At 74.3% G+C, this 26,395-nt stretch carries 22 protein-coding genes; 13 read left to right on the top strand and 9 right to left on the bottom strand.

Annotated elements, in window-relative coordinates:
* Positions 1 to 114: 114 nt before the first annotated feature.
* From hisC to V1J52_RS17575, 5 genes are all read left to right on the top strand, one after another.
* The gene (gene hisC / locus V1J52_RS17595; protein ID WP_330140796.1) at positions 115 to 1,200 is read left to right on the top strand and encodes a histidinol-phosphate transaminase; all 1,086 of its coding nucleotides are present in this window, start codon (positions 115 to 117) and stop codon (positions 1,198 to 1,200) included.
* A gap of 377 nt (positions 1,201 to 1,577) precedes the next feature.
* Positions 1,578 to 3,134 (top strand): cytochrome ubiquinol oxidase subunit I, encoded by a 1,557-nt coding sequence (locus tag V1J52_RS17590; RefSeq protein ID WP_330141004.1) that lies wholly within the window; start codon positions 1,578 to 1,580, stop codon positions 3,132 to 3,134.
* Between the two features lie 25 nt (positions 3,135 to 3,159).
* Entirely contained in the window at positions 3,160 to 4,278 is a 1,119-nt protein-coding gene (gene cydB / locus V1J52_RS17585) for a cytochrome d ubiquinol oxidase subunit II (protein WP_330140795.1), read from the top strand.
* Positions 4,279 to 4,285: 7 nt separating this feature from the next.
* Positions 4,286 to 7,831: a thiol reductant ABC exporter subunit CydD gene (cydD, locus tag V1J52_RS17580; RefSeq protein WP_330140794.1), complete on the top strand. Its 3,546-nt coding sequence runs from the start codon at positions 4,286 to 4,288 to the stop codon at positions 7,829 to 7,831.
* A gap of 21 nt (positions 7,832 to 7,852) precedes the next feature.
* Positions 7,853 to 9,604 (top strand): sensor histidine kinase, encoded by a 1,752-nt coding sequence (locus tag V1J52_RS17575; RefSeq protein WP_330140792.1) that lies wholly within the window; start codon positions 7,853 to 7,855, stop codon positions 9,602 to 9,604.
* Positions 9,605 to 9,622: 18 nt separating this feature from the next.
* Here V1J52_RS17575 and V1J52_RS17570 read toward each other — a convergent pair whose 3' ends face one another.
* The 3 genes from V1J52_RS17570 to V1J52_RS17560 form a co-directional block, all read right to left on the bottom strand.
* Positions 9,623 to 10,495: a Cof-type HAD-IIB family hydrolase gene (locus V1J52_RS17570; RefSeq protein ID WP_443075854.1), complete on the bottom strand. Its 873-nt coding sequence runs from the start codon at positions 10,493 to 10,495 to the stop codon at positions 9,623 to 9,625.
* 66 nt (positions 10,496 to 10,561) lie between these two features.
* The gene (locus V1J52_RS17565; protein ID WP_330140790.1) at positions 10,562 to 11,467 is read right to left on the bottom strand and encodes an LLM class flavin-dependent oxidoreductase; all 906 of its coding nucleotides are present in this window, start codon (positions 11,465 to 11,467) and stop codon (positions 10,562 to 10,564) included.
* 151 nt (positions 11,468 to 11,618) lie between these two features.
* On the bottom strand, positions 11,619 to 12,650 hold the full coding sequence (locus tag V1J52_RS17560; protein ID WP_330140789.1) for a DNA topoisomerase IB: 1,032 nt from the start codon (positions 12,648 to 12,650) through the stop codon (positions 11,619 to 11,621).
* 110 nt (positions 12,651 to 12,760) lie between these two features.
* Between V1J52_RS17560 and V1J52_RS17555 the strand changes: the two genes are divergently transcribed.
* A complete protein-coding gene (locus tag V1J52_RS17555; protein WP_330140788.1) occupies positions 12,761 to 12,967 on the top strand; it encodes a hypothetical protein in 207 nt (68 codons plus the stop codon).
* Positions 12,968 to 13,019: 52 nt separating this feature from the next.
* A complete protein-coding gene (pspAB, locus tag V1J52_RS17550; protein WP_330140787.1) occupies positions 13,020 to 13,580 on the top strand; it encodes a PspA-associated protein PspAB in 561 nt (186 codons plus the stop codon).
* Here the strand turns inward: pspAB and V1J52_RS17545 are convergent.
* The gene (locus tag V1J52_RS17545) at positions 13,540 to 14,016 is read right to left on the bottom strand and encodes a hypothetical protein (RefSeq protein ID WP_330140786.1); all 477 of its coding nucleotides are present in this window, start codon (positions 14,014 to 14,016) and stop codon (positions 13,540 to 13,542) included. The two genes, pspAB and V1J52_RS17545, sit on opposite strands and share 41 nt — an antisense overlap.
* An 80-nt stretch (positions 14,017 to 14,096) precedes the next feature.
* Between V1J52_RS17545 and htpX the strand changes: the two genes are divergently transcribed.
* Positions 14,097 to 14,999, top strand: coding sequence for a zinc metalloprotease HtpX (htpX, locus tag V1J52_RS17540; protein ID WP_330140785.1), 903 nt, complete (start codon positions 14,097 to 14,099; stop codon positions 14,997 to 14,999).
* Between the two features lie 85 nt (positions 15,000 to 15,084).
* Here the strand turns inward: htpX and V1J52_RS17535 are convergent, their stop codons facing one another.
* The 5 genes from V1J52_RS17535 to V1J52_RS17515 all read right to left on the bottom strand — a co-directional run bounded on the left by V1J52_RS17535 (position 15,085) and on the right by V1J52_RS17515 (position 21,272).
* The gene (locus tag V1J52_RS17535; RefSeq protein WP_330140784.1) at positions 15,085 to 16,071 is read right to left on the bottom strand and encodes an LAETG motif-containing sortase-dependent surface protein; all 987 of its coding nucleotides are present in this window, start codon (positions 16,069 to 16,071) and stop codon (positions 15,085 to 15,087) included.
* 443 nt (positions 16,072 to 16,514) lie between these two features.
* Positions 16,515 to 17,486 (bottom strand): magnesium and cobalt transport protein CorA, encoded by a 972-nt coding sequence (locus tag V1J52_RS17530; RefSeq protein WP_330140783.1) that lies wholly within the window; start codon positions 17,484 to 17,486, stop codon positions 16,515 to 16,517.
* A gap of 45 nt (positions 17,487 to 17,531) precedes the next feature.
* The gene (locus V1J52_RS17525) at positions 17,532 to 18,512 is read right to left on the bottom strand and encodes a MerR family transcriptional regulator (protein ID WP_330140782.1); all 981 of its coding nucleotides are present in this window, start codon (positions 18,510 to 18,512) and stop codon (positions 17,532 to 17,534) included.
* Positions 18,513 to 18,615: 103 nt separating this feature from the next.
* Positions 18,616 to 20,400 (bottom strand): SDR family oxidoreductase, encoded by a 1,785-nt coding sequence (locus tag V1J52_RS17520; protein ID WP_330140781.1) that lies wholly within the window; start codon positions 20,398 to 20,400, stop codon positions 18,616 to 18,618.
* Positions 20,397 to 21,272, bottom strand: a complete 876-nt coding sequence (locus tag V1J52_RS17515; RefSeq protein WP_330140780.1) for a M24 family metallopeptidase — start codon at positions 21,270 to 21,272, stop codon at positions 20,397 to 20,399. Before V1J52_RS17515 ends, V1J52_RS17520 begins: the two co-directional genes overlap by 4 nt.
* Before the next feature lie 329 nt (positions 21,273 to 21,601).
* Between V1J52_RS17515 and V1J52_RS17510 the strand changes: the two genes are divergently transcribed.
* The 5 genes from V1J52_RS17510 (at position 21,602) to V1J52_RS17490 (ending at position 26,389) form a co-directional block, all read left to right on the top strand.
* Positions 21,602 to 22,621 carry an ABC transporter ATP-binding protein gene (locus tag V1J52_RS17510; RefSeq protein WP_330140779.1) on the top strand — a complete coding sequence of 340 codons (1,020 nt, stop codon included), beginning with the start codon at positions 21,602 to 21,604 and terminating at the stop codon, positions 22,619 to 22,621.
* Positions 22,611 to 23,525 carry an ABC transporter permease gene (locus V1J52_RS17505; RefSeq protein ID WP_330140778.1) on the top strand — a complete coding sequence of 305 codons (915 nt, stop codon included), beginning with the start codon at positions 22,611 to 22,613 and terminating at the stop codon, positions 23,523 to 23,525. Before V1J52_RS17510 ends, V1J52_RS17505 begins: the two co-directional genes overlap by 11 nt.
* On the top strand, positions 23,522 to 24,439 hold the full coding sequence (locus V1J52_RS17500; RefSeq protein ID WP_330140777.1) for an ABC transporter ATP-binding protein: 918 nt from the start codon (positions 23,522 to 23,524) through the stop codon (positions 24,437 to 24,439). Before V1J52_RS17505 ends, V1J52_RS17500 begins: the two co-directional genes overlap by 4 nt.
* Positions 24,440 to 24,454: 15 nt before the next feature.
* Positions 24,455 to 25,177 (top strand): ABC transporter permease subunit, encoded by a 723-nt coding sequence (locus V1J52_RS17495; protein WP_330140776.1) that lies wholly within the window; start codon positions 24,455 to 24,457, stop codon positions 25,175 to 25,177.
* A 195-nt stretch (positions 25,178 to 25,372) separates the two neighbouring features.
* On the top strand, positions 25,373 to 26,389 hold the full coding sequence (locus V1J52_RS17490; protein ID WP_330140775.1) for an ATP nucleotide 3'-pyrophosphokinase: 1,017 nt from the start codon (positions 25,373 to 25,375) through the stop codon (positions 26,387 to 26,389).
* Positions 26,390 to 26,395: the final 6 nt, after the last annotated feature.

Below are 26,395 nucleotides of genomic sequence, written 5' to 3'. Positions count from 1 at the left end.
CGCGGACGCGGTCCGCACGGCCGCTGTGCCCGTCACCCATTCCTCTTATGGTGTGCAGCAATGGCGGGCCGACCGGACCCGGGAGCCCCGCCGAGGCTGTCGAGGAGGACTGCGATGACTGACAAGACGCCCAGGCTGCGCGCGGCACTGGACGGCATCCCGACGTACCGGCCGGGCAGGCCCGGAGCCGCGTCCGCCGCCGGCGCGGTGTCCTACAAGCTGTCCTCCAACGAGAACCCCTACCCGCCGCTGCCCGGCGTGCTGGAGTCGGCCGTCGCCGCGGCCGGTGGGTTCAACCGCTACCCCGACATGGCGTGCGCCGGGCTGACGGCGGCGCTCGCCGAGCGGTTCGGCGTGCCGGTGGCGCACGTGGCGACGGGCACCGGCTCGGTGGGCGTCGCCCAGCAACTGCTCCAGGCGACGGCGGGACCGGGCGACGAGGTCGTGTACGCCTGGCGCTCCTTCGAGGCGTATCCGATCATCACGCAGGTGTCCGGCGCCACCTCGGTGCGGGTGCCCCTGACCGACGCGGAGGAGCACGACCTCGACGCGATGGCCGCGGCGGTCACCGAGCGGACCCGGCTCGTCTTCGTCTGCAACCCGAACAACCCGACCGGCGCCGCGATCCGCCGCGCGGAGCTGGAGCGCTTCCTCGACCGGGTGCCCGCGGACGTCCTGGTGGTGCTGGACGAGGCGTACCGGGAGTTCGTCCGTGACGAGGAGGTCCCGGACGGCATCGAGCTGTACCGCGACCGTCCGAACGTCTGCGTGCTGCGGACGTTCTCCAAGGCGTACGGCCTGGCCGGACTGCGGGTCGGGTTCGCCGTGGCGCACGAGCCGGTGGCGGCGGCGCTGCGCAAGACGGCCGTGCCGTTCGGGGTGAGCCAGATCGCCCAGGACGCGGCGGTGGCGTCGCTGGGCAACGAGCCGGCGCTGCTGGAGCGGGTGGCGGCGCTGGTCGCCGAGCGCGGCCGCGTCGCCGGGGAGCTGGCGGCGCAGGGCTGGACGCTGCCCGACTCGCAGGCCAACTTCGTGTGGCTGCGCCTGGGCGAGCGGACGGCGGACTTCGCGGAGGCGGCCGAGGAGGCTGGCGTGGTGGTGCGGCCCTTCGCCGGTGAGGGTGCGCGGGTCACGATCGGTGAGGTGGAGGCCAACGACCGCTTCCTGCGGGTGGCGGCGGAGTTCCGCAAGGGCAGGTGAGCCGACGGCGCCCGGCCGGCCGCCCCGGGCCGGGCGCCCGCCGTCCAGGGCCGCCGTTCAGGGCGGCTGGCCGTGCCCGCTGCCCCGGGCGGGCGTCCGCCGTGCCCGCTGTGCCGGCGGGCGAGCCGTGCCCGCCGTGCCCGGCGGGAAGGGGCACCCCCCCCGTAATGCACCCGAACCGGTACGACATAATGCTTGTGATTGTGAACGCATTCACGAGCGCGTCCGCTTGGTATGCCTTCGTGCGCTCACGATCCCTCCGAGTAGTACACCCCGCCATGTCCAGGAGAGGCCGGAAAGGGAGATCCGGACGCGACGGGCAGCAGCCGCGCGGACCACCAGGCCCGCGGCGACCCGAAGGAGACAGCGACGTGCACGTGGACCTCGCTCTGGCGCCGGAGACCCTGGCGCGCTGGCAGTTCGGCATCACGACCGTCTACCACTTCCTCTTCGTCCCCCTGACGATCTCGCTGGCCTCGCTCGTCGCGGGCCTCCAGACCGCCTGGGTCAGGACCGCCAAGGACAAGTACCTCAGGGCCACCAAGTTCTGGGGCAAGCTGTTCCTGATCAATATCGCTCTGGGCGTCGTCACGGGCATCCTCCAGGAGTTCCAGTTCGGCATGAACTGGTCGGACTACTCCCGCTTCGTCGGTGACGTCTTCGGCGCCCCGCTCGCCTTCGAAGCGCTCATCGCCTTCTTCTTCGAGTCCACCTTCGTCGGGCTGTGGATCTTCGGCTGGGACAAGCTGCCGAAACGCGTCCACCTGGCCTGCATCTGGATGGTGGCCGCCGGAACGATCCTGTCCGCGTACTTCATCCTGGCCGCCAACTCCTGGATGCAGCACCCCGTCGGCTACCACGTGGACGAGGAGTCGGGACGCGCGCAGCTCACCGACTTCCTGCACGTCCTCACCCAGAACACCGCCGTCGCCCAGTTCTTCCACACCATCACGGCGGCGTTCCTCACCGGCGCCGCGTTCATGGTCGGCATCGCCGCGTACCACCTGGTCCGCCGCCGCCACGTCACGGTCATGCGTACCTCCCTGCGCCTGGGCCTGGTGACGATGGTGGTCTCCGGGCTCCTCGTCGCCGTCAGCGGCGACCGGCTCGCCAAGATCATGTACGAGCAGCAGCCGATGAAGATGGCCGCGGCGGAGGCGCTGTGGGACACCGAGGCCCCGGCCCCCTTCTCCGTCTTCGCCTACGGGGACGTGGACGAGGGCCACAACGTCGTCGCCGTCGAGGTCCCCGGCCTCCTGTCCTTCCTCGCCCACGACGACTTCACCTCACCCGTCCCCGGCATCAACGACACCAACGAGGCCCTGAAGCGGCAGTTCGACGCGGAACTCGGGCTCGGGGACTACCGGCCCAACATCCCCGTCGCCTACTGGGGCTTCCGCTGGATGATCGGCTTCGGCATGACGTCCTTCGCCCTCGGCGCGCTCGGGCTGTACCTGACCCGGCGCAGGCTCTGGCTGGCACCCGCCCTGCGCACCGGCGAGGACGAGGTGCCCCGGCTCGCGCTCACCCCGGACCGGCCACTCGGCCCGGCGGCGACCCGCTGGTACTGGCGGGCGGCCCTGTGGACGATGGCCTTCCCCCTCGTGGCCAACTGCTGGGGCTGGATCTTCACCGAGATGGGGCGGCAGCCCTGGGCCGTCTACGGGGTCCTGCCCACCGCGTCCGCCGTCTCCCCCAGCGTCTCCCAGGGCGAGGTCATCGCGTCCATGACCGTCTTCACCCTGCTGTACGCGGCGCTCGCCGTGATCGAGTTCCGCCTGCTGGCCAAGTACGCCAAGGCCGGGCCGCCCGAACTGACCGACGCCGACCGCCACCCGCCCACCCGGATCGGCGGGCCCCCGGGCGGAGCGGACGGCCGTCGGTCCGCCACCGGGCGCGACGCCGACGACCGGCCCATGGCCTTCTCGTACTGACGCGGGCGCCGACAAGGAGCGTGTCGTGGAACTTCCCACCGTCTGGTTCGTCCTCATCGCCGTCCTGTGGACCGGCTACTTCTTCCTGGAGGGCTTCGACTTCGGCGTCGGCGTCCTCACCAGGGCGCTCGCCCGCGACCGGCGCGAACGCCGGGTGCTCATCAACACCATCGGGCCCGTCTGGGACGGCAACGAGGTGTGGCTGCTGGCCGCCGGCGGCGCCACCTTCGCCGCCTTCCCCGACTGGTACGCGACCCTCTTCTCCGGGTTCTACCTGCCGCTGCTGGCCATCCTGCTCAGCCTGATCGTCCGGGGCGTCGCCTTCGAGTACCGCGCCAAGCGGCCCGAGGAGCGGTGGCAGCGCAACTGGGAGCACGCGATCTTCTGGTGCTCGCTGCTGCCCGCCTTCCTGTGGGGCGTCGCCTTCGCCAACATCGTGCGCGGCGTCCCGATCGGCCCGGACAAGGAGTACGCGGGCACCGTCCTCGACCTGCTCACCCCGTACGCGCTGCTCGGCGGCGCCGTCACGCTCACCCTGTTCACCTTCCACGGGGCCGTGTTCACCGCGCTGAAGACCGTCGGCGACATCCGGACCCGGGCCCGGCGGCTCGCCGCCGCGCTGGGCACGGGGACGGCGGCGCTCGCCGTCGTCTTCCTCGGCTGGACGCAGGCGGACGGCGGCGGCACCGCGTCGCTGGCCGCCCTGGCCCTGGCCGTGGCCGGGCTGCTCGCCGCGCTGGCGGCGAACGGGCGCGGGCGCGAGGGCTGGGCCTTCGCCTTCTCCGGCGTCACCGTCGTCGCCACCGTGGTGATGCTGTTCCTCGTCCTCTTCCCCGACGTCATGCCCTCCTCGCTCGATCCGGCGTGGAGCCTGACCGTCGCGGGTTCCGCCTCCAGCCCCTACACACTGACGATCATGACGTGGTGCGCGGCCGTCGCCACGCCCCTGGTGCTGCTCTACCAGGGCTGGACGTACTGGGTGTTCCGCAAGCGCATCGGGACCCAGCACATCGCCCCGGACCCGCACGCCGCCGGGGCCGGCGCACCGAATGCCGCGTCCGGCGCACCGGACACCGGGTCCGGCGGCGGCGCGGGACCGGACCCGCACGCCGCCGGGGCCGCCGCTCAGGGCTCCGGAGGGTGAGGGCGGCGTGCGACCCGTAGACCCGCGGCTGCTCCGGCACGCCGGCGCCACCCGGCTGTTCCTCGCGGCCACCGTCGCCCTCGGCCTGGCCGGTGCCGGACTCGTCGTCGGACAGGCCGTGCTCATCGCCGAGATCGTCGTCCGCGCCGTCCAGCAGGGTGCGGCGGCCTCCGACCTGCTGCGGCCGCTGCTCCTCCTGGGCGCGGTCGCGGCGGGCCGCTCCCTGGTCGCCTGGCTGACGGAACTGGCCGCCCACCGGTCCAGCGCCGCCGTCAAGTCGGAGCTGCGCATCCGGTTCCTGGCCCACGCGGTCGCGCTGGGACCGGCCTGGCTGGGCGGTCGGCGCACCGGCGAACTGACCGCGCTCGCCACCCGGGGCGTCGACGCGCTGGACGACTACTTCGCCCGCTACCTCCCCGCGCTCGGCCTCGCCGTGGTCGTGCCGGTGGTGATGCTGGCCCGGATCGTGTGGTCGGACTGGATCGCGGCGGCCACGATCGCCGTCACCCTGCCGCTCATCCCCCTGTTCATGGTGCTCATCGGCTGGGCGACGCAGTCGCACACGGACCGTCAGTGGCGGCTGCTCTCCCGGCTGTCCCACCACTTCCTCGACCTCGTCGCCGGACTGCCCACGCTCCGGGTGTTCGGGCGGGCGAAGGCCCAGGCCGAGAACATCCGGACCATCACCGGCGACTACCGGCGCGCCACGCTGCGGACCCTGCGCATCGCGTTCCTCTCCTCGTTCGCGCTGGAGCTGCTGGCGACCATCTCCGTGGCCCTCGTCGCGGTGGGCGTCGGCATGCGGCTCGTCCACGGGGAACTCGACCTCTACACCGGTCTCGTCGTACTGCTCCTGGCGCCCGAGGCATACCTGCCGCTGCGCCAGGTGGGCGCGCAGTACCACGCGGCGGCCGAAGGACTGGCCGCCGCCGACGAGGCGTTCACGGTGCTGGAGACGCCGCTGCCGCCGCGCGGCGACCACCCGGTGCCCGCGGGTGCCCTCACGCTGGAGGGGGTCAGCGTCCGGCATCCGGGCCGGGCCGCTCCCTCGCTTCCCGCCACGTCGCTGACCGTGCGTCCGGGGGAGACGGTCGCGCTGGTCGGGCCGTCGGGGGCGGGGAAGTCCACGCTGCTCGACGTCGTGCTCGGCTTCGTGCGGCCCGACACCGGACGCGTGCGGGTGGGCGGTGCCGACCTGGCCGAGCTGGACCTCGGCCGGTGGCACGAACGGGTCGCTTGGGTGCCGCAGCGCCCGCACCTCTTCGCCGAAACCATCGCGGAGAACGTGCGCCTGGCCCGGCCCGGCGCCGGGGACGACGCCGTCCGGGCCGCCCTGCGCGAAGCCGGTGCCGCCTCCCTCGACCCGGACGCGCGGCTGGGCGAGGGGGGAGCCGGGCTCTCCGCCGGTCAGCGGCAGCGGGTCGCCCTGGCCCGCGCGTTCCTGGCCGACCGGCCGGTGCTGCTGCTCGACGAACCGACGGCCGCCCTGGACGGCGCCACCGAGGCGGAGGTCGTCGCGGCGATCGGGCGGCTGGCCAGGGGCCGTACGGTGCTCCTGGTGGTGCACCGGCCCGCGCTGCTGGCCCTGGCCGACCGGATCGTGCGGCTGGACGGTGCCGCGGCGCAGGCGCCGCTGTTTCACGTGAAACAGCCGGAGTCCGCCTCCCTCGTGGCGCCTGCGCCTGCGCCCGCGTCCGAACCCGTGCCTGCATCCGAACCCGTGCCCGCGCCTGCGTCGGTGCCCGTGCCCGAGTCCGTTCCGGCGCCCGGGAGCGCGCCGCGCCGCACGCTCGCCCGGGTGCGGCGGGCCGGACTCCCCCTGCGCGGCCGGTTCGCCCTGGCCGCCGCCCTCGGCGCCCTGGCCCTGGCCAGTGCCGTCGGGCTCATGGCCGTTTCGGGGTGGCTCATCTCCCGCGCCGCCGAGCAGCCGCCCGTCCTCTACCTGATGGTGGCCGTCACCGCGACGCGTGCCTTCGGCATCGGACGGGCCGTCTTCCGCTACGCCGAACGGCTCGTCTCGCACGACGCCGTCCTGCGCGTCCTGGCCGACCTGCGGGTCGCCGTCTACCGGCGGCTGGAGCCGCTGGCCCCCGCCGCCCTGCGGGAGACCCGCCGGGGCGACATGCTGGCCCGCCTGGTCGGTGACGTGGACGCCCTCCAGGACTACTTCCTGCGCTGGCTGCTGCCCGTGGTCGCCGCCGCGACCGTGGGCGTCGCCGCCACCGGGTTCACCGGCTGGCTGCTCCCCGAGGCCGGTGCCGCTCTCGTGCTGGGCCTGCTGGCCGCCGGGGTCGGCGTTCCGCTGCTCACCGCCGCGGTGGCCCGCCGGGCGGGACGGCGGCTCGCCCCCGCCCGGGGACTCCTCGGCGCCCGCACCGTCGAACTGCTGACCGGCGTCGGGGAACTGACCGTCGCCGGTGCGCTGCCCGGACGCGTGGCCGCCGTCCGCCGCGCCGACGCGGAGCTGACCGGCATCGCCGCCCGCTCCGCCGCCGCCACCGCGCTCGCCGGGGCGCTCACCGCGCTGCTCACCGGACTGACCGTCACCGCTGCCGCCGCCCTCGGGGCGCAGGCCGTGTACGACGGGCGGCTGGGCGGTGTGTGGCTGGCCGTCGTCGTGCTGACCCCGCTGGCCGCCTTCGAATCGGTGCTCGGACTGCCGCTCGCCGTCCAGCACCGGCAGCGGGTACGACGCAGCGCCGAACGGGTGCACGAGGTGCTGGACGCCCCGGAGCCCGTGCGGGAACCCGCCGTGCCGCTGCCCGCCCCCGACGGCCCGTTCCCCCTGCGGCTGCGCGGGCTGACCGTGCGCCACCCGGGCCAGGAGCACCCGGCCCTGGCCGGTCTCGACCTCGAGCTGACGCCGGGCCGCCGGGTCGCCGTCGTCGGCCCGTCCGGCTCGGGCAAGACGACCCTGGCCCACGCGCTGCTGCGGTTCCTCGACCCGGAGAGCGGCACGTACACGTACGGCGGCGCCGACGCGACCGGGTACGCCTCCGACACCGTGCGGCGCGGGGTGGGCCTGTGCGCGCAGGACGCCCACCTCTTCGACAGCAGCCTGCGCGAGAACCTGCGCCTGGCCCGCCCCGGCGCGGACGACGCCGAGCTGCGCCGCGCCCTGGACGCCGCCCGGCTGCTGGCGTGGGCGGACACGCTGCCGGACGGACTGGACACACCCGTCGGGGAGCACGGCGCCCGGCTCTCCGGCGGCCAGCGGCAACGCCTGGCCCTGGCCCGCGCCCTGCTGGCCGGGTTCCCCGTCCTCGTCCTGGACGAGCCCGCCGAGCATCTGGACCTGCCCACCGCCGACGCCCTGACGGCCGACCTGCTCGCGGCGACCGAGGGCCGGACCACGGTGCTGATCACCCACCGGCTGGCCGGTCTGGCGGCCGTGGACGAGGTGATCGTCCTGGACGGCGGCCGGTGCGTGCAGCGCGGGCCGTACGCACGGCTGGCTGGCACCGACGGTCCGCTGCGGGAGCTGCTGGAGCGGGAGGCCGCAGCCGACCACCGCGCCGTGAAACGGGAGGAACCCGACTTTCTGCCCGTGTGATGCCGTGCCAGTCTCGGACGCATGGCCTTCCCTCCGCACCGCGTGCCGCCCTTCCCCGAACGGCACGAGACCGGGGCCCTCGCCGCGCGGCAGGCCGCCGCCTCGCTCCAGGCCCTGGCCCCCGAGCTGGTGCGCCGGCTGCCGCAGCTGCTGGAGGCCATGGTCGCCATCGGCGCCGACACGGACCTGCGTTCCGTGCTGGACCGCAGTGTGGAGACCGCCGCCGCCCTCACCGGCGCCCGCAACGCGGGCATCGGCGTCCTCGGCGCGGACGGCTCGGGCCTGCGGGACTCGTTCCCGTGCGGGGACGCCGAGGCCATCCGCCGCCGCATCCGCGAGGGCCCGGACGCGCACTTCCTCAGCGTGCCCGTCCGGGTCCAGAGCGAGCCGTTCGGCCACCTCTACCTGAGCGACCGCGCCGACGGCCGGCCGTTCACGGAGGCGGACCTTCACCTGGTGCGCGTCGTGGCCACGGAAGCGGGCATCGCCATCGGCCACGCCCGGCTGCTGGAGTCCGCCCGGCAGCGGGCCCGGTGGATCGACGGGAGCGCCGCGCTGGCCACGGCCCTGCTCCGGGGTCCCGCCGCCGACACCCACGGGACCGCGCCCGAGGGCGCGGCGCACGACACCACCGGGCACGACACCACCGCGCACGGCGGCGCGTCGGCGCTGGCGGTCATCGCCGAACAGGCCCGCCGCCTCGCGGACGCCGCCGCGGGGATCGTCCTGACCCCCACCGAGGAGGGCGGCCTGGAGATCGTGGCCGCCGACACCGCCGAGGGGGAGGAGGCCGCGGAACTGCTCGGCGTCCGCGTCCCGCCGCACAGCACCCTCGTCGCGGCCCTCCTCACCGGACGTCCGGTCTTCGTGGACGACGCCGCGACCGATCCCCGCATGACCACGCGGGCCGCGACCCGGTTCGGGCCCGGCATGATGCTGCCGCTCGGCGACGGCGGCCGCATCCTGGGCACCCTGGCCGTCCTGCGCGCACCGGGGGCCGCCCTCTTCACCGCGACGGAGCGCACCCTCGCCCGGCGGTTCGCCGCCCAGGCCGCCCTGGCGCTCCTGCTCACCGAGGCCCAGGAGGACCGGGAACGGCTGGCCGTCTACGAAGACCGCGACCGCATCGCCCGCGACCTGCACGACCTCGTCATCCAGCGGCTGTTCGCCACCGGCATGCTGCTGGAGAGCGCCCACCGCCGCGCCACGGCCCCGGACGCCGACCCTGACACCGCCGTCGCCGCTGCCGCCCCTGACACCGCCGCTGACGACGTGGCCGGGGCCATCAGCCGGGCCGTCACCGAACTGGACACCACGATCCAGGAGATCCGCACCGCGATCTACGCGCTCCAGCAGGACCCGGGTCAGCGGCCCGCTTCCCTGCGGGCCCGGCTGCTGCGCGAGACGGCCGCCGCCGCCGTACCCCTCGGCTTCCGGCCCGCCACCGTCTTCACCGGCCCGGTGGACGCGCGGGTGGACGAGCGGATCGCCGGGCACCTCCTCGCGGCTGCCCGCGAGGCACTCTCCAACGCCGTCCGGCACGCCGGGGCGTCCCGCGTCGACCTGGCCGTGGACGTCACCGGCACGCTGCCGGACGGCCGTCCCGCCGTGCGGCTCACCGTCACCGACGACGGCGTGGGCCTGCCGCCGGACGGACGGCGCAGCGGCCTCGCGAACCTGGCCCGCCGCGCCCGGGAACTGGGTGGCAGGAGCGGTGCGGGACCCGGTCCCGGGGGCCGGGGCACCACGCTGACCTGGGAGGTTCCTGCGTGAACCCGGTCGGCCGCGCCGTCAGGCGAGCAGCGACTCGATCACCCGGGCCACCCCGTCGTCGTTGTTGGACGCCGTGTGGTGGCTGGTCGCGGCGCGGACGGCGGGGTGGGCGTTGGCCATCGCGTAGGAGGTGCCCGCCCAGGTGAGCATCTCCAGGTCGTTGGGCATGTCACCGAACGCGACGACCTCCTGCGCCGCGATGCCGCGCTCGGCGCAGCAGCGGGCCAGGGTGCTCGCCTTGCTCACACCGCGTCCGCTGGCCTCCAGCAGCGCGGTCGGGCTGGACCGGGTGAACTCGGCGAAGTCCCCGGCGGCCTGCCGGGCGAGGCGGAGGAACGCGTCCGGGTCCAGCTCGTCGTGGTGGGCGAGCAGCTTCAGCACGGGCTGTCCGGCCTGCTCGGCGTCCTCACCGAGGAGCTTGCCCACGGGCGCGATCGCCGCGCCGGGGTCGTCGTAGAACGGCGGGTACGCCGGTTCGTAGTGGATGCCGCCGGTCCGCTCCACCGCGAAACTGACCCCGGGCGCCACCTTCCGCAGGGCCGTCACCACGGCGACGGCCGCCTCCCGGGCCAGGTCCCGCACCTCGACGATGCGTCCGCCCCGGTGCAGATCCACCACGGCGGCCCCGTTCGCGCAGATGGCCAGCCCGTGCCCGTGCACGTGGTCGGCGACGATGTCCATCCACCGGGCGGGCCGTCCGGTGACGAAGAAGACGTCGATGCCCGCCTCCTCCGCCGCCGCCAGCGCGGCGACCGTGCGTTCGGAGACGGACTTGTCATCGTGCAGCAACGTTCCGTCAAGATCGGTGGCGATGAGCCGGGGCGGACGCGGCGGCACCGGGTGGCTGCGGAACGTGGCGGCGGGGTCAGTCACGCCTCCATCCTCCCCCATGGCCCCGCACACCCGTGCTCCACCCCGCCCACCTGAGCCCCCACCGCGTCCTCATCCCTCATGACGTCAGCTCAGCTGTCGCGGGGATTCCGTCGCGATCCGCTCGAAGACGGCCTGGTCGGCGGCGAAGCCGGAGCCGGGGATCGGCCAGTGGAGCACGATCTCGGTGAAGCCGATCTCGCGGTGCCGGCCCGCGAAGTCGACGAAGGCGTCCACCGAGCCGAGCATCGCGGAGCGGTCCGGGGTGAACGCGGTGAGCAGGATCTTGTCCAGCTCGGTCACGTCCCGCCCGGCCGTCTCGCACGCCGCGCCGAGCTTCGCGACCTGCCCGCGCAGCGCCTCGTCCGACTGCGCGGGCGTGCCGTCCTCGTAGAGCTTCGGATCGCCGGTGGTCACCCACGCCTGCCCGTACCGCGCTGCGAGCCCGAACCCGCGCGGGCCGGTCGCGGCGACGGCGAAGGGCAGGCGGGGGCGCTGCACGCACCCGGGGACGTTCCGGGCCTCGACCGCCGAGTAGGAGTCGCCGCGGTGCGTGACCGCGTCCTCGGTGAGCAGCCGGTCGAGCAGCGGCAGGAACGCGCCGAACCGGTCCGCCCGTTCCTTCGGCGTCCACGCCTCCTGCCCCAGAGCCGTCGCGTCGAAGCCGTTGCCGCCCGCGCCGATACCCAGCGTGATGCGGCCACCCGAGATGTCGTCCAGGGAGATCAGCTCCTTGGCGAGCGTCACGGGGTGGCGGAAGTTCGGTGACGTGACGAGGGTGCCCAGGCGGAGGCGCTCGGTCGCGGTCGCTGCGGCGGTGAGGGTGGGCAGCGCACCGAACCACGGACCGTCGCGGAACGGCACCCGCCAGGAGAGGTGGTCGTAGGTGTACGCCGTGTGGAAACCGAGCTCCTCCGCGCGCCGCCACTTCGCGCGGCCCCCCTCGTGCCAGCGGTCGACAGGGAGGATCACGGTGCTCAGGCGCAGACTCATGCACCGAGCCTACGTCTCCCCTCCTCGCCCTTTGAGGTCGATCGTCAACGCCGGCGCCGCGCGGAAGCTGACCGCGTTCCCGCCGCTCGCCAGGGGAAAAAGTGGCCGGCGGCCCGGTGGCGGGTGACGTGGTCGCCGTGGGCGCGGGGGGTCAGCTGGCCGGGGGGCGGCCGGTGCGGAGCATGCGCAGGACGGCTTCCTCCACCGGTCCGCGCGTCGCCGGGACACCGAGGGTGCCGCCGCCGCCGAGCTTCTCCAGGGCGCCGGCGACGGTGACGCCCTCCTCGTACAGCTCGATGACCCGGGGGTTGATGTAGGAGGCCCGGCACACGGCGGGCGTGTTGCCCAGGTACGCGGCGACCTCCCGCACCGTCCGGGCCACCGCGCGCCTGCGCGCGCTTGCCCGGCGGTCGGCCAGTGCGGAGACGGCCAGTCCGACGGCGGCCAGCACCGTGGCGTGCCAGGTGCGGAAGTCCTTGGCGGTGACGTCCGTCCCGGCCAGTTCCCGCAGGTGCGCGTTGAGGTCCTCGCCGGTCACCTCCTGCCAGCGCCGTTCCTGCCAGTAGGCGAGCAGCCGGTCGCCGCCGCCCCGGCGGCGCAGCAGGGCCCGGACGGCGGCGTACGCCGCAGGGTCCACGACGGCGTGCACGAGCTGCCTGCCGTGTTTGCCCGGGTAGCGGAACGTGACCTCGCCCCGGCGTGCCTCGACGTGCTCGCGCAGCAGCGTGGTGAGCCCGTACGTCTGGTGCCGGTCGGCGTAGCGCTCGCTGCCCACCCGGAAGAACCCGAGGTCCAGCAGGCGGACGGCGGTGGCCAGCACCCGGTCGCGGCCGAGGCCCCGGCCGCCGAGCTGCGCACCGGCGGCCTCCCGGACGTGGGGCAGCCGCGCGGCGACGTCGAGCACGTGGTCGTGCTTGGCCTGTTCCTGCTCGGCGCGGAACTGCGGGTGGTACAGGTACTGCCGCCGTCCGGCCTGGTCGGTGCCGACCGCCTGGAGGTGCCCGCCCGGGTGCGTGCAGATCCACACGTCCGTCCAGGCCGGCGGGATGACGAGCGCCTTGACGCGGGCCAGCTCCCCGGCGTCCCGCAGCGGCTTCCCGGCGGCGTCCAGGTACCGGAAGCCCCGCCCGTGGCGGCGCCGCCGGTAACCCGGGTCGCCGGGACGCACATGACGCAACCGCATCGCTCACCTCCACCCGGTACGGCCGGATTCCCGCCACGGGGAGCGGCAAACCGTGCGAACGGCGTGCCGCGGGTCTGGCGCGGGCGGTACCGCCCCGGGAGGATGGCCTGATGGCAAAGGTCAACGTGAGTCTCGACGCGGAACTCGTCATCGAGGCCATGCTCCTGTCCGGCACGCGCAGCCCGCAGGACGCCGTCGAGCTGCTCGTGCGCGACTACGTCTCGCGGGGTCACCGCACCGAGGCCCGGACCGGCGACGTGGCCGACGAGCTGCGGCGGCTCGAGGTGGGCCGGACGGAGCCCGAGGCCGCCGGCTGACGCGCCGTCCTCCGGGCGGGCGGTGCGCGCCGCCGGAGCCTACAGTCGGTACGTGGGTTTCTGGGACGCCCTGCTCGGCCGCAGGAAACCGGTCAGGCCCGACCTCGACCGGCTCTTCGCGCTGCCCGCCGCCGCCGTGACGCTGCGGGCGGGCGCCGGGTTCGCGCCGACGGGCCAGGGGTCGGTGTGCTTCGCGGGCGTGGAGGGCGGCGCCTTCGACCGCGTCGAGTCGGACGTGCGCGGGCTGCTGGACAGCGCGGAGTTCAGCCGGGACGGCTACGGCTACACCTGGGTGCGCTCGCGCCACGCGCCGCACGACCTCGCGTCCCTCGTGGCGGACCTGCACGCGGTGAACACGCTGCTCCGCGACGACGGCTTCGGGCCGCAGCTGCTGTGCTCGCTCGTCGGCTTCCGGGACGGCGAGGGCCGCGTGCTGGCCCTCGTCTACCTCTACAAGCGCGGGACGTTCTACCCCTTCGCGCCGCTGCCCGGCGGCGTCGAGCGGCGGGACAACGCGCTGGAGCTCCAGACGCGCGGCCTGCTCGCCCAGGAGCTGCCCGTCGAGGAGGACCTCAGCCGCTGGTTCCCGGTGTGGGGCGCTCCCGGCCTGTGAGCCGGGCCAGCCCCGCGAGATAGGGGGTCAGGGACAGCAGCAGGACGAGTTCGCGGTGCACGGTGCCGTCCGGCAGCGGCACGACGAGCCACTCGCCCGGCGGGAAGCGCCGGCCTCTGAGGCGGGCGGACCCGTCGTGCAGGGCCCGGACGAAGGCGGGGGCCTGTTCGGCGGGGACGTCGCGGAACTCGACGCCGTCCACCGTGATCGCGGCGTCCCCGTCCGGGTACACCGTGATCTCCAGCTCCGGGCTGCCCGCCACCTCCACGTACGCCTCGTGCGGCAGGGAGCCGTCCGGATCGGTGACGGCCGTGAACGGCGCGTCGGTGCGGCGGGACACCCGGTCGGCGCCGATGTCGTGGGTGACGTCGGCCGTACGTCCGAAATGCCGCACGGTGGCGCACACGGCGTCCACCACTGCCTCGGTGCTCGTCATGCGGCGATCATGCTGGGGGCGGGCGAAGGGGACAAGGCGTACAGTCCGAAAGCAGGAGCACCCTCACGGGAGGCGCAGCCATGGCCAGGACGACCCGCTACGCACCGGACCGCGGTCTGACCCGGCGGATGGGCGCGACCCTGTTCCTCATCGGTCTGCTCTACGTCGTCTTCATGGGCGCTTTGATCGCCCTCCTCCAGAACGCGTGGCCGCTGGTGCTGCTGTTCGCCGCGGGCCTGTTCGTCGTGCAGTTCTGGTTCAGCGACCGCATCGCCGCGTACGGCATGGGGGCCCGCGAGGTCACCCCGCGGCAGGCGCCGGAACTGCACGGCGCCGTGGACCGGCTGTGCGCCCTGGCCGACCTGCCCAAGCCCCGCGTCGCCATCGCCGACACGGACGTGCCCAACGCCTTCGCCACCGGGCGCAGCCAGGACAAGGCGCTGGTCTGCGCGACGACGGGCCTGCTGCGGCGGCTCACCCCCGAGGAGCTGGAGGGCGTGCTGGCGCACGAGCTGTCCCACGTCGCCCACCGCGACGTGGCCGTCATGACGTTCGCGTCCTTCCTCGGCGTCCTCGCGGGCACGCTCACCCGGATGGCCCTGTGGAGCGGTATGTTCCGCGGCGCGGGACGCAACCAGAACACGGCGGTGCTGATGCTCGTGATCCCGCTGGTCAGCGCCGTGGTGTACGTCATCAGCTTCCTGCTCACGCGCCTGCTGTCCCGCTACCGGGAGCTGTCCGCCGACCGCGGCGCCGCCCTGCTCACCGGGAAGCCGTCCGCGCTGGCCGCCGCGCTGACCAAGGTCACCGGGCAGATGGCGCACATCCCCACCCGCGACCTGCGCCGTGCCGAGCCGTTCAACGCCTTCTTCTTCGCACCCGCGTTCTCCGGTGCGTCGCTGGCCCGCCTCTTCTCCTCGCACCCGACGCTGGAGCAGCGGCTCGACCAGCTCGGCCGCATCTCCCGCGAGCTGGGGCGCTGAGGGGCCCGGCGGCCGCCGGACGGGCGGGCACAGCTCCGCCCCCGCGCCGTGCGGCGCGGGGGCGGAGCTGCGGGACCCGGGTGCGTCAGGCGGCGCTACGGGTGGTGGCGCGGCGGCGCAGGAACAGCAGCACACCGGCGCCGGCGGCGACCAGGGCGGCGGCCGCGCCCGCGATCACGCCGACGTTGCTGTCGCTGCCGGTGGTGGCCAGCGAGGTGTCGTCGTCCTCGCCGCCCACCTGCGGGGCGGGGGAGGAGGCGGGGGCGGACGGCTCGGTGGTCGGCTCCTCCTCCGGCTGCGTGGGCGCGGGGCTCGCCGGGTCCGTCGGCGTGCCGGTGCCCTCGGACGGCTCCGGCTCCGGGGTCTGCGACTCCTCCGGCTCCTCCGGCAGCTCGGGCTCCTCGGGCACCTCGGGCACCTCCGGCTCGGACGGGCTCGGCGTCGGCTGCGGCTGTTCCGGCTTGCCGATGCAGTTCTCGCCGCCCTGGGCCGGGCCGTTCCAGGCCGCGATGAGCTTGTCGCCGATGACGGGCTTGTCCGGGCCCTCCGGCACCGGACCGTGCCCGGGGCCCTCGCCGCCGTCGTAGCGGGTGCTGCCCTTGTACAGGTCGATCTGGGCGAAGCAGGTGGCGTCGGGCACCTTGACGGTGAGGGTGCCGGTGGCCTCGGCGTCGAGGCTGACGGTGGAGTGGTCGACGAGGACCTGCTTGCCGGAGGTGGCGAACGTCGGCCCGTGGGCCAGGAAGGAGGCGAGGGAGACGGTGCACGCGCCGCCGTCGCCGCGGACGTCCAGGCTGATCGTGCCGTCGTCGGCGGGCTTGATCGACCTGAGCCCGGAAGCGGCGGTCCACCGCTCCCCGTTCACGGAGAACTCGCACTTCGACGCGGAGCGGGTGCCGCCGGGGACCTCCTGCTCCGGGCCGTAGGGCTGGGCGCGGTCGCTGTCCCAGCCCTTGCCGCCGTGACCGCCGGAGTGCGGGCCGGTGGCGTGGGCGGTGGCGGAGACGGACACGGCCAGCAGCGCGGCGAGCGCGCTGGAACCGGCCAGGCGGGAAACGGTGCGTCCGGACACGGACACATACCCCCTCGGGTACGACGTGGGGAGTCCGGTCAGCGCTTCGAGGAGCCCCGTCACGGACGTGTGGACGCCGTCGAGCGGCGGGAGGACGGAGACACCGAGCAGCCCCGGACCCGGGAACTGCACGTATCGTCAAACCACTGGCCTCGGCTGTCAACACAGTCCCAAGCGCCCTAGTCGGACATATGTCCTTGTCAAGTGGCTGGCTGAAGCGGGCATTTCGGCTGCGTCACCCCGATTCGCCCACATGTTCGTAGCCGCATCGTTACGTTTGCCTCCGGCCCGATCGGGCAACCGGGCGGGCCGGACGGCACGTTCGTCTCAGACGGCCCGCCCCGGCCTCAGACGGCCCGCCCGCCCCGGCCAGGTGGGCGGGCGGACCCGCCAGAAGCTTACGAAGCGTCACCCCGGCCGCGCGGAAGGGGGCCGACGGTGCGTCAGAGCCAGCCGTTGCGGCGGAAGGCGCGGTAGAGCAGGCCGCTCATCAGCGCCATCAGGCCGAGCGCGCCCGGGTAGCCGAACGACCAGTGCAGCTCCGGCATGTGATCGAAGTTCATGCCGTAGACGCCCGCGATCATCGTCGGTGCCGCGATGATCGCGGCCCAGGCGGAGATCTTGCGCATGTCCTCGTTCTGCCAGATCCCGGCCTGGGTGCTGTGGGCGTTGAGCATGGAGTCGGTCAGCTCGTCACAGCCGGCCACCTCGGCGGCGACGCGGAGGACGTGGTCGGCCACGTCGCGGAAGTACGGGGCCAGCGCGTCCGGGTACGGGTACGGGCCCGGGGACATCAGCTCCTGGGCCACCGGGACGAGCGGCCGCACCGCGCCCCGGAACTCCAGCACCTCCCGCTTGAGCGAGTAGATCTGCCGCGTGAGGTCCACCCGCTCGGGGGTGAAGACCGTCAGCTCCAGCTCCTCGATGTCCTCCGCGACCTGGCCGACGACCGTCCCGTAGGTGTCCACCACCGCGTCCGCGAGCGCGTACAGCACGCCGTACGCCCCGTGCCGTAGCAGCTCCGGCTCCTCCGTCAGCCGCCGCCGCGCGGTGTGCGGGGCGTCGCTCGGCCCGTGCTGCACGGTGACGATCCAGTGCGGGTGGCTGAACAGCATCAGCTCACCGGTGTCGATCGCGCTCGTCGCCTCGGTGTAGCGCAGCGTGCGCAGCACGAAGAAGACGACGTCCTCGTAGCGCTCCCGCTTCGCCCGCTGGTGGGCGTGCAGCGCGTCCTCCACGGCCAGCGGCGGCAGGCTGAGCGCCTCCGCGACCGGCGTCAGCTCCTCGGACGAGGGCTCGGTGAGGTGGATCCACGTGACGGCGCCGTCCGCCGCGCCGCATGCCTGTGCGACGGCGTCCTCCATGGTCACGGCCTTGAGGCCGGGTTCGCCGGCCAGCGAAACGAACGCTTGCATGCGCACCATCCTGCCCCGGCTCCCCGGCCGGAACCCTGGGCGCGCTCACCCCGGAGCGGCACCGTCCGCGTCCCCGTCGGGCCCGGCGTCCGTCCGGTCCGCCAGCCGGTTCAGGGTGCGGGCCTGGAGTTCCCGCTCCGTGGCGGCCGTGACGAACGCGGCGACGTCACCGGGGCCGACCAGCTCCCGCACCGCCGCCACCGTGGCCGCCGGGAGAGGGACGAGCCGCGGCTGCGTGCGGGGCGGCGGCTCCGCCCCGGCGGCCACCGCGCTCAGCCGGTGCCGCAGGTGTTGCAGGGCCAACGTGCTCATGGCACGGGCCAGCTCCGCGTCCACCGACTGCCGGGCCAGCGGACGCAGCCGCCGTACCAGCGCGGCGGCCCCGGCCGCGTCGGCGTCCGCGTCCGCGTCCGCAGGGCCGTGCCCGAGGTAGCGGGCGAAGACGTGCTCGGTGGTGAAGTCCAGGAAGCGCGTCGCCATGTGCTCCACCTGCGTGCGCAGCTCCCGCAGGTGCCCGGTGAGGGCGAGCAGCGGGACCCCGGCGGTGTGCAGTTCCACGGCGACGGCCAGCTGCTGCGGGCTGGGCACCAGGTAGGCGTCCGGGCGGTCCGGCACGGGCTCCAGCACCCCGAGCCCCACCGCCTCCGCTATCGCCTCGTCGTGCCGCTCCCCGCCGAAGCGCTCCGCCAGCTCGGCCAGCGTGATCCGCTCCGGTGCCTCGTCCGTCCACGGGCCGTCCACCTCGGTGACGAGGCCGAGCACGCCGGCCAGGCCGCGTCCGGAGTCCCACGCCTCCAGCAGCTCCTTGATGCTGGCCAGGGTGAAGCCCCGGTCGAGCAGCGCGGCTATCTGCCCGAGCCGGGCCAGGTGAGTGCCGTCGTAGGCGTTGGCCCGGCCGCGCCGCCGGGGCTTCGGCAGCAGCCCGCGGTCCTGGTAGGCGCGGATCGTGCGCACCGTGGCACCGCTGAGGCGTGCCAGCTCCTCGATGCGGTACTCGGCGGGCTCGGCGGACTCGGTGTGGGACACGTGCGGCTCCTGCGGCGGCTTCCGGGGGTGGCGCGTGGCGGGACCGTCGCGGGCCGGGGCGGCGGCGCGTCGCGGTGCCCGCCCCGGCCCGCCACGGCGGACGCTACAGCGGCGGCTTCACGCGGGCCGAGGCCCGCAGGATGCCGGGGGCGAGGCGGGACAGGAGGTGCGCGCCACGCGCCTCCGGAGTCACCGGCACGACCGCCCGGTCGTGGACGACGGCGTCCAGCACCGCGTCGGCCACCTTTTCCGGCGGGTAGTTGCGCCGCCCGTACCAGCGGGAAACCCGGGCCCGGCGCCGCGCACCCTCCGCCTCGTCCACCCCGGCGAAGTGCGTCGTCGCCGTGATGCCGGTGTTGACGATGCCGGGGCAGATCGCCGAGACGCCGATGCCCTGCCCCGCCAGTTCGGCCCGCAGGCACTCGCTCAGCATGAGCACGGCCGCCTTGGAGGTGCTGTAGGCGGGCAGCGTGCTGGACGGCAGGAAGGCGGCGGCCGAGGCGGTGTTGACGATGTGACCGCCCTGGCCGCGCTCGGCCATCTGGCGGCCGAAGAGACGGCAGCCGTGGATGACGCCCCACAGGTTGACGTCCAGGACCCGCCGCCAGTCCTCCGCCGTGGTGTCGAGGAAGGCGCCGGCCAGGCCGATACCGGCGTTGTTGACGAGGACGTCCACCACGCCGTAGTCGGCGGCGACCTTCGCGGCGAGCTTCTCCATCACCTGCCCGTCCGCGACGTCGGCCGTCTCCGCCCACGCCTCCTGCGCCCCCACCAGGCGCGCCATCTGGGCGGTGCGGGCGGCGCCCTCGGCGTCCCGGTCCACCGCGACGATCCGCGCCCCGGCCTCCGCGAAGGAGAACGCGATCGCCCGGCCGATGCCGCTGGCCGCCCCGGTGACGAGCACGAGCTGCCCGCCGAAGCGGTCCGCGTGCGCGCCGCCCGCGACCACCTGGCGCGGTACCGTCGCGCCCTCGTGGGCGGTGGCGAACGTACCGATCCAGTCGGCCAGCCGGTCGGGCCGGGTGCGTGGCACCCAGTGCTTCCCCGGGAGGGTGCGGCGGGTGAGCTGCGGCGCCCACAGCTCCAGCCCGTCGTACAGGTGCGGGGAGAGGAACGCGTCACCGGTGGGCGTGATCAGCTGCACCGGCACGTGGGCGTAGGCGTCCTCGCGCGGACGCCGCAGCCGCGCGCGGACGTTGTCCCGGTAGAGCCAGGCGCCGTGTGCGGCGTCGCTCGGCAGGGACGGCGTCGGGTAGCCGTCCTCGGGGGTGCGCTCCAGGCGGCGCAGCAGCGCGGGCCAGCGCCTGCCGAGCGGGCCCCTCCAGGCCAGCTCCGGCAGGGCCGGGGTGTGGAGCGCGTACACGTACCAGGATTTGGCGCCCTGGCCGAGGAGCTGGGCCGCCCGGCGCGGTGTCGGACGGGCCACGCGCTGGGCGATCCAGTGCCCGAAGTGGTCGAGGGAGGGCCCGGAGACGGAGGTGAACGTCGCGATGCGGCCCTCGGTGCGGCGGACGGTGGCGAACTCCCAGCCCTGCACCGAGCCCCAGTCGTGGCCCACCAGGTGGACCGGCGCGCCGGGGCTCACCGCGTCCACGACGGCCAGGAAGTCGTCGGTGAGCTTCTCCAGGGTGAAGCCGCCGTGCAGCGGCCTGGGCGCGGTGGAACGGCCGTGCCCGCGCACGTCGTACAGCACCACGTGGAAGCGGTCCCGCAGCCGCTCGGCGACCAGCGACCAGACCTCCTTGGAATCCGGGTAGCCGTGCAGCAGCACGACCGTGGGCTGCCCGGGATCGCCCAGCTCGGCGACGCACAGCCGCACCCCCTCCGGCGTCACCACCCAGCGCTCCCGCGCGTTCGCCGGCAGCCCTTCGGCGCCCTCGTCGTTCATGCGACCCTCTCCTCCCGCCAGCGCCGCACGTGCGGCAGATCGTCGTCCAGCCAGTAGGCGCCCTCGTCCGGGTCCCGGGAGTCGGTGACCACCAGGATCTCCTCGAACTTGGCGCCGGTGCCGCGGAAGCCGAGGTGCGGTTCGACGGCCCACAGCCCCGGGGGCGGCGGGTGGTCGGAGAACCGGTAGGGGCTCCACAGCGGTGACCAGCCCTCCCGGTGGCCGTGCAGCACGTCCCGGGCCAGGCCGCGCAGCGCGCGGGCGCCGAACCCGAGGACGGTCGGCGCGCGGCGGCCCGCCCCGGAGCGCGGGCGGACCCGGCCCACCTTGTGCGCGAGGGAGCCGAAGGGGTGCGCCCGGTGCCGGTTCACGTACCCCTGGCGCACCATCAGGCGCTCCACGCTCTCGTAGACCTCCCGCAGCGGACGGCGCTCGCGCACCTCGCGCAGGATCAGCTCCCGGTGTGCCTCCAGGTCGGCCATGAGGCGGTCGTGCACCGGGTTGAGGCCCAGGCAGCCGGAGTACCCCACGTCGGCCGTGCAGCCGTGCAGCACGGGCGCGAGGTCGAGGATGAAGGGCATGCCCGGTTCCAGGCGGCGCGCGGTGGGGAAGAAGCGCAGCGGCCCCGACCCGCCGCGGAACGTGCCGATCCCGGTGAAGGCGGTGCGGTCCCCGAACCAGGCGAACGGCAGGTGGAACCACTCCCGCACGCCGCGTTCGCGCAGGTAGCGGCGCTGGAGACGGACCGCTTCCAGCTCGCTCATGCCCGGTTCGAGCTGTGCGGCCACCGCCTCGGCGCACGCGTAGGCGAGCCGCTGGACCTCCCGGAAGCCGCGCAGCTCGGCGCTCAGCTCCCGTACGGCTGTGGTCATGGCAGACCCCTCCCCGGCGGCGGCACGGACGCCCCGCCGCCCGCGCCGGAGCACGCGCCGCCGACGGTGACACCGATCAATGTGACAACGGTGTGTGGCTGCGTCAAGAGGAGGAGCGGCCCTGTGGATACCGAGGGTAAGTCGCGGTGGGGGCGCCGCGGTGACCACGGGTGCCGCCGGGCCACCGGGCAGGGTGCCGCCCGCCGGTCCGCCCGTCCGGCACCACCTCGCGGACGGCTTCCCCTACGGGGGCCCTCCGACCTCAGACGGAGACGGTCCAGCCGTACGGACGGACGCCCTCCGCCCGGGGCGCCACTACGGTCGGACCCGTGACTGTGATCGTGACCGAAAGCCTCACCAAGCGGTACCCACGGGTGACCGCGCTCGACCGGCTGACCGTGGACATCACACCGGGCGTGACGGGCCTGGTGGGTGCCAACGGCGCCGGTAAATCGACCCTGATCAAGATCCTGCTGGGCCTGGCACCGGCCACCAGCGGTGATGCCCGCGTGCTCGGCCTGGACGTGCGCACCGAGGGATCGGCCATCAGGGAACGCGTCGGCTACATGCCCGAGCACGACTGCCTGCCCCCCGACGTGTCGGCGACGGAGTTCGTCGTCCACCTGGCGCGGATGTCCGGGCTGCCGCCCACCGCCGCGCGGGAGCGGACCGCCGACACCCTGCGCCACGTGGGCCTCTACGAGGAGCGGTACCGTCCGATGGGCGGCTACTCCACGGGCATGAAGCAGCGCGTCAAACTCGCCCAGGCCCTCGTGCACGATCCGCAGCTCGTGCTGCTGGACGAGCCGACCAACGGCCTCGACCCGGTCGGCCGCGACGAGATGCTGAGCCTCATCCGGCGGGTGCACACCGACTTCGGCATCTCGGTCCTGGTCACCTCCCACCTGCTCGGCGAGCTGGAGCGCACCTGCGACCACGTCGTGGTCATCGACGGCGGCGCGCTGCTGCGCTCGTCGGCCACCTCGGACTTCACGCAGGCCACCGCGGCCCTCGCCGTGGAGGTCACCGACACCGACGCCCACCCCGACGGCACGGCCGCCCTGCGGGAGGCGCTGACCGCCGCCGGGCTCACGGCGGTGCCACCGCACGGCGACACCGGCCTGCCGGGCGCGGGCCACCTCCTCCTGGTGGACGTCACCGGCGACGACACGTACGACACCGTCCGCGACGCCATCGCGGAACTCGGTCTCGGGCTGGTGCGCATGGAGCAGCGCCGGCACCGCATCGCCGAGGTCTTCCAGCAGAACGCGCAGAACCCACAGGGCGCTCAGGGCCAGCAGGACGCACAGGAGCGGAACGGGAAGGGAGGCAGCGGCCATGCAGGCTGACCAGAGCCAGACGCGGCAGCCCGCGAGCGGGGCGGCCGCCAGCATCCACAACATCGGCTACCGCAGTTACGAGGGCGCCCGGCTCGGCCGGGGCTACGCCCGCAGGTCGCTGTTCGTCCAGTCCCTGCGCGGCGGCTACGGACTCGGCCGCTCGGCCAAGTCCAAGATCACCCCGATGCTCCTGGCCGCGCTGATGTGCGTGCCCGCCGTGATCATCGTGGCCATCGCCATCACCACCGAGCTGCGCGACCTCCCGGTGGACTACCGCGAGTACGCCCAGTTCCTCGCCCCGGTCATCGGCCTCTACCTCGCCGCCATGGCGCCGCAGTCCGTCTCCCGGGACCTGCGTTTCCGCACCGTGCCGCTGTACTTCTCGCGGCCCGTCGAACGCGCCGACTACGTGGTGGCCAAGTACGCGGGAATGGCCTGCGCGCTGTTCGTCTTCACCGCCACCCCGCTGGTCCTCCTCTACGTCGGCGCACTGCTCGGCAAGCTCGACTTCGGGGACCAGACCGCCGACTTCGCCCTCGGCCTGGTCTCGGTGGCCGTGCTCTCCGTCGTCTACGCGGGCATCGGGCTCGTCATCGCCGCGCTCACCCCCCGCCGGGGCTTCGGCGTGGCCGCCATCATCGCGGTGCTGACGATCCCCTACTTCGCCGTCACCACCGTGCAGTTCATCGCCACCGAGCAGAACGCCCTCAACGCGGTGGGCTGGCTCGGCCTCGCGTCCCCCGAAACGCTCATGACCGGCTTCCAGGCCAAGTTCCTGGGCGGGCCCACCGACTTCCCCGGCGCCGTGGTGCCCAGCGACGCGGCCGGGATCTGCTACCTCCTCGTCATCCTCGGCCTGGCGGCGGGCTCGTACGCCGTGCTGATGGCCCGCTACCGGAAGGCCGGCCTGTGAGTACGATCCGCATCGACCACGTGTCCCGCTGGTTCGGCAACGTCGTCGCGGTCAACGACGTGACGATGGACGTCGGCCCCGGCGTCACCGGACTCCTCGGCCCCAACGGCGCCGGGAAGTCCACCCTCATCTCCATGATGGGCGGCTTCCTCGCACCCTCGGTCGGCACCGTGACGCTGGACGGCGCCACGGTCTGGCGCAACGAGCAGACGTACCGGGAGATCGGCATCGTGCCCGAGCGGGAGGCGATGTACGACTTCCTCACCGGAGCGGAGTTCGTGCTCGCCAACGCCGAACTGCACGGCCTCCCCGACCCGGGCGCCGCCGCGCGCCGCGCGCTGGCGACCGTGGAGATGGAGTACGCCCAGGACCGCCGCATCGACACGTACAGCAAGGGCATGCGGCAACGGGTCAAGATGGCCTCGGCCCTGGTGCACGAGCCGTCCGTCCTGCTGCTGGACGAGCCCTTCAACGGCATGGACCCCCGCCAGCGCATGCAGCTCATGGCGCTGCTGCGCCGCATGGGCGACGAGGGCCGCACCGTGCTGTTCTCCTCGCACATCCTGGAGGAGGTCGAGCAGCTCGCCGCCCACATCGAGGTCATCGTCGCCGGGCGGCACGCCGCGAGCGGTGACTTCCGGCGCATCCGGCGGCTCATGACGGACCGCCCGCACCGCTACCTCGTGCGCTCCACCGACGACCGGGCGCTGGCCGCGGCGCTGATCGCCGACGACTCCACGGCGGGGATCGAACTCGACTGGAGCGAGCGCGCCCTGCGCATCCAGGCCATCGACTTCGAGCGCTTCACCCGGGAACTGCCGCGCATCGCCCGTGCCCACAACATCCGGCTCCTGACCGTCTCGCCCTCGGACGAGTCGCTGGAGTCCGTGTTCTCCTACCTCGTCACGGCCTAGCAAGGAGCCCGCGATATGTACGATCCCACGGTCGCCCGGCTCACCTACCGGGCCCTGCTCGGCCGCCACCGCGCCCTGATGCTGTCCGCCCTGCCCGCGCTGCTGCTGGTCATCGCCATCGCCGTACGGGCCCTGGACGTCGCCGACGACCAGACGGCGATCCAGCTGCTCGGCGGTTTCGGGCTCGCCACGATGGTCCCGCTGATCGGTGTCATCGCCGGAACGGGCGCCATCGGCCCGGAGATCGACGACGGCTCGATCGTCTACCTGCTGTCCAAGCCGGTGAAGCGCCCGACGATCATCGTGACCAAGCTGATCGTCGCCATCGGCGTCACCATCGTCTTCTCCGCCGTCCCGCTGCTCGTCGCCGGGTACATCCTGGTCGGCGGCAGCCAGCAGATCGCGGTGGCCTACGCCATCGCGGCCGTCATCGGGTCCATCGCCTACAGCGCGGTGTTCCTGCTGCTGGGCACCGTCACCCGGCACGCGGTGGTCTTCGGCCTGGTGTACGCCCTGCTCTGGGAGACGCTGTTCGGCTCCCTGGTGGAGGGCGCCCGCATGCTGAGCGTGCAGCAGTGGGCGCTCGCCGTCGCCGAGAAGGTGGCGGGCAGCGGTGCGGACATCACCTCGGAGGTGGGCCTGACCACCGCCGCCGTGCTGCTCACCGTGGTCACCGTGGCGGGCACCTGGTACGCCGGGCAGCGGCTGAAGGTGCTGACGCTCACCGGGGACGAGTGACCCCGTCGCTCACCGGGAGGCGTGCTCCCGTGGCGCGGTGCTGTTTCACGTGAAACCGCCCCAAGGGGAAGGTTTCACGTGAAACGGCGCTCGGGGCCCGCACGCCGCCGCCATGGGGATGACGTCCCGTGACGCGGGCGGCCGGACGCCGTTATACGCGGCGCACGTGCTCGTCCAGCGATGGGATGTATGCCGATGACTCAGCCTTCCCTGCCCCCGCAGCCGTCGGCCGCACGCCGCCTGGCCGCCTCCGCGCCCGCCCGCGCGGCTGCCCGTGCCGTGTCCGGTGCCGTTCTGGCCACCGCCCTCGGGCTCCTCTCCGCGCCCGGAGCCGCCGCCGGCGCCCCCGGCGAACCGGCCCACTCCGCCTCCGTCTTCGCTCCGGCCCCCGGCGCGGCGCCGGGCGCCGCCCCGGCCACGGAGCCGCGCACCGAGCGGTCCGCGGCGCGCCGGTCCGGTGCCGGGAAGCCATGGCCGGTCGGCCCTGCGACGACCCTTCCGGCCGACGCTCCGCCGGCCGGAGAGGCCTCCGGCGGGACGAGCGTGGAGGCGGCCGGGGACGGCGGCTGGCGGCAGGGCGACCTCGCCCTCAACGCCTCCGACAACGCCGCCGTGGACGCGTTCATGGCGCGCGCCCGCACGGCGGAGAAGGACATCAGCCCGCAGATCCGCACGGTGGCCTCCTGGAGCGGCGCCGAACTCGTCGGCTTCGACCAGCGGCTGAAGTCCGAGGACTCGCTCAAGCGCAAGATCGCCACCTGGCTCACCGCCGACCCGGACCAGACCGTCCACGAGGCGCTGGACGGGCTCAACGACTCCGTCCGCTACACCCTCCAGTGGGAGGACGGCGCCTACACCGACGGCGTGCGCACCGCCGCCGGCATGCTCGGCGCCTGGGGCCACGAGAGCGTCCGGTGGAGCAACACGTGGAAGAACCGCACCGGGTACAAGGGCATCAACGCGGCCTGGCGCGACCCGATGCACGGGCACACGTTCGAAGTGCAGTTCCACACGCCCGCCAGCCATGAGGCGGCCGTCGCCACGCACCCGCTCTACGAGGAGCAGCGGCTGCCCGGCACGTCACCGGAGCGCAAGGCCGAACTCCAGAGGCAGCAGGGCCGCATCTTCGCCGCGGTGCCGGTGCCCGCGGGAGCGCCGTCGCTCACCGAGCCCGCCCCCGCCCGCCCGGCCCGCGTGCCGCAGCACGCCTGACCGGGC

This window comes from Streptomyces solitudinis, assembly GCF_036323765.1.
GTDB lineage: Bacteria > Actinomycetota > Actinomycetes > Streptomycetales > Streptomycetaceae > Streptomyces.
This window is presented reverse-complemented; position numbering and strand designations above follow the sequence as displayed.

Excerpts from the sequence above, each read along its gene's own strand:
- V1J52_RS17565 (WP_330140790.1), bottom strand. The coding sequence starts at position 11,467 with ATGAGTCTGCGCCTGAGCACCGTGATCCTCCCTGTCGACCGCTGGCAC.
- hisC (WP_330140796.1), top strand. The coding sequence starts at position 115 with ATGACTGACAAGACGCCCAGGCTGCGCGCGGCACTGGACGGCATCCCG.
- V1J52_RS17545 (WP_330140786.1), bottom strand. The coding sequence starts at position 14,016 with ATGACGAGCACCGAGGCAGTGGTGGACGCCGTGTGCGCCACCGTGCGG.
- V1J52_RS17570 (WP_443075854.1), bottom strand. The coding sequence starts at position 10,495 with ATGGGGGAGGATGGAGGCGTGACTGACCCCGCCGCCACGTTCCGCAGC.
- V1J52_RS17575 (WP_330140792.1), top strand. The coding sequence starts at position 7,853 with ATGGCCTTCCCTCCGCACCGCGTGCCGCCCTTCCCCGAACGGCACGAG.
- V1J52_RS17490 (WP_330140775.1), top strand. The coding sequence starts at position 25,373 with ATGACTCAGCCTTCCCTGCCCCCGCAGCCGTCGGCCGCACGCCGCCTG.
- V1J52_RS17530 (WP_330140783.1), bottom strand. The coding sequence starts at position 17,486 with ATGCAAGCGTTCGTTTCGCTGGCCGGCGAACCCGGCCTCAAGGCCGTG.
- V1J52_RS17555 (WP_330140788.1), top strand. The coding sequence starts at position 12,761 with ATGGCAAAGGTCAACGTGAGTCTCGACGCGGAACTCGTCATCGAGGCC.
- V1J52_RS17505 (WP_330140778.1), top strand. The coding sequence starts at position 22,611 with ATGCAGGCTGACCAGAGCCAGACGCGGCAGCCCGCGAGCGGGGCGGCC.
- V1J52_RS17520 (WP_330140781.1), bottom strand. The coding sequence starts at position 20,400 with ATGAACGACGAGGGCGCCGAAGGGCTGCCGGCGAACGCGCGGGAGCGC.
- V1J52_RS17515 (WP_330140780.1), bottom strand. The coding sequence starts at position 21,272 with ATGACCACAGCCGTACGGGAGCTGAGCGCCGAGCTGCGCGGCTTCCGG.
- V1J52_RS17495 (WP_330140776.1), top strand. The coding sequence starts at position 24,455 with ATGTACGATCCCACGGTCGCCCGGCTCACCTACCGGGCCCTGCTCGGC.
- htpX (WP_330140785.1), top strand. The coding sequence starts at position 14,097 with ATGGCCAGGACGACCCGCTACGCACCGGACCGCGGTCTGACCCGGCGG.
- V1J52_RS17560 (WP_330140789.1), bottom strand. The coding sequence starts at position 12,650 with ATGCGGTTGCGTCATGTGCGTCCCGGCGACCCGGGTTACCGGCGGCGC.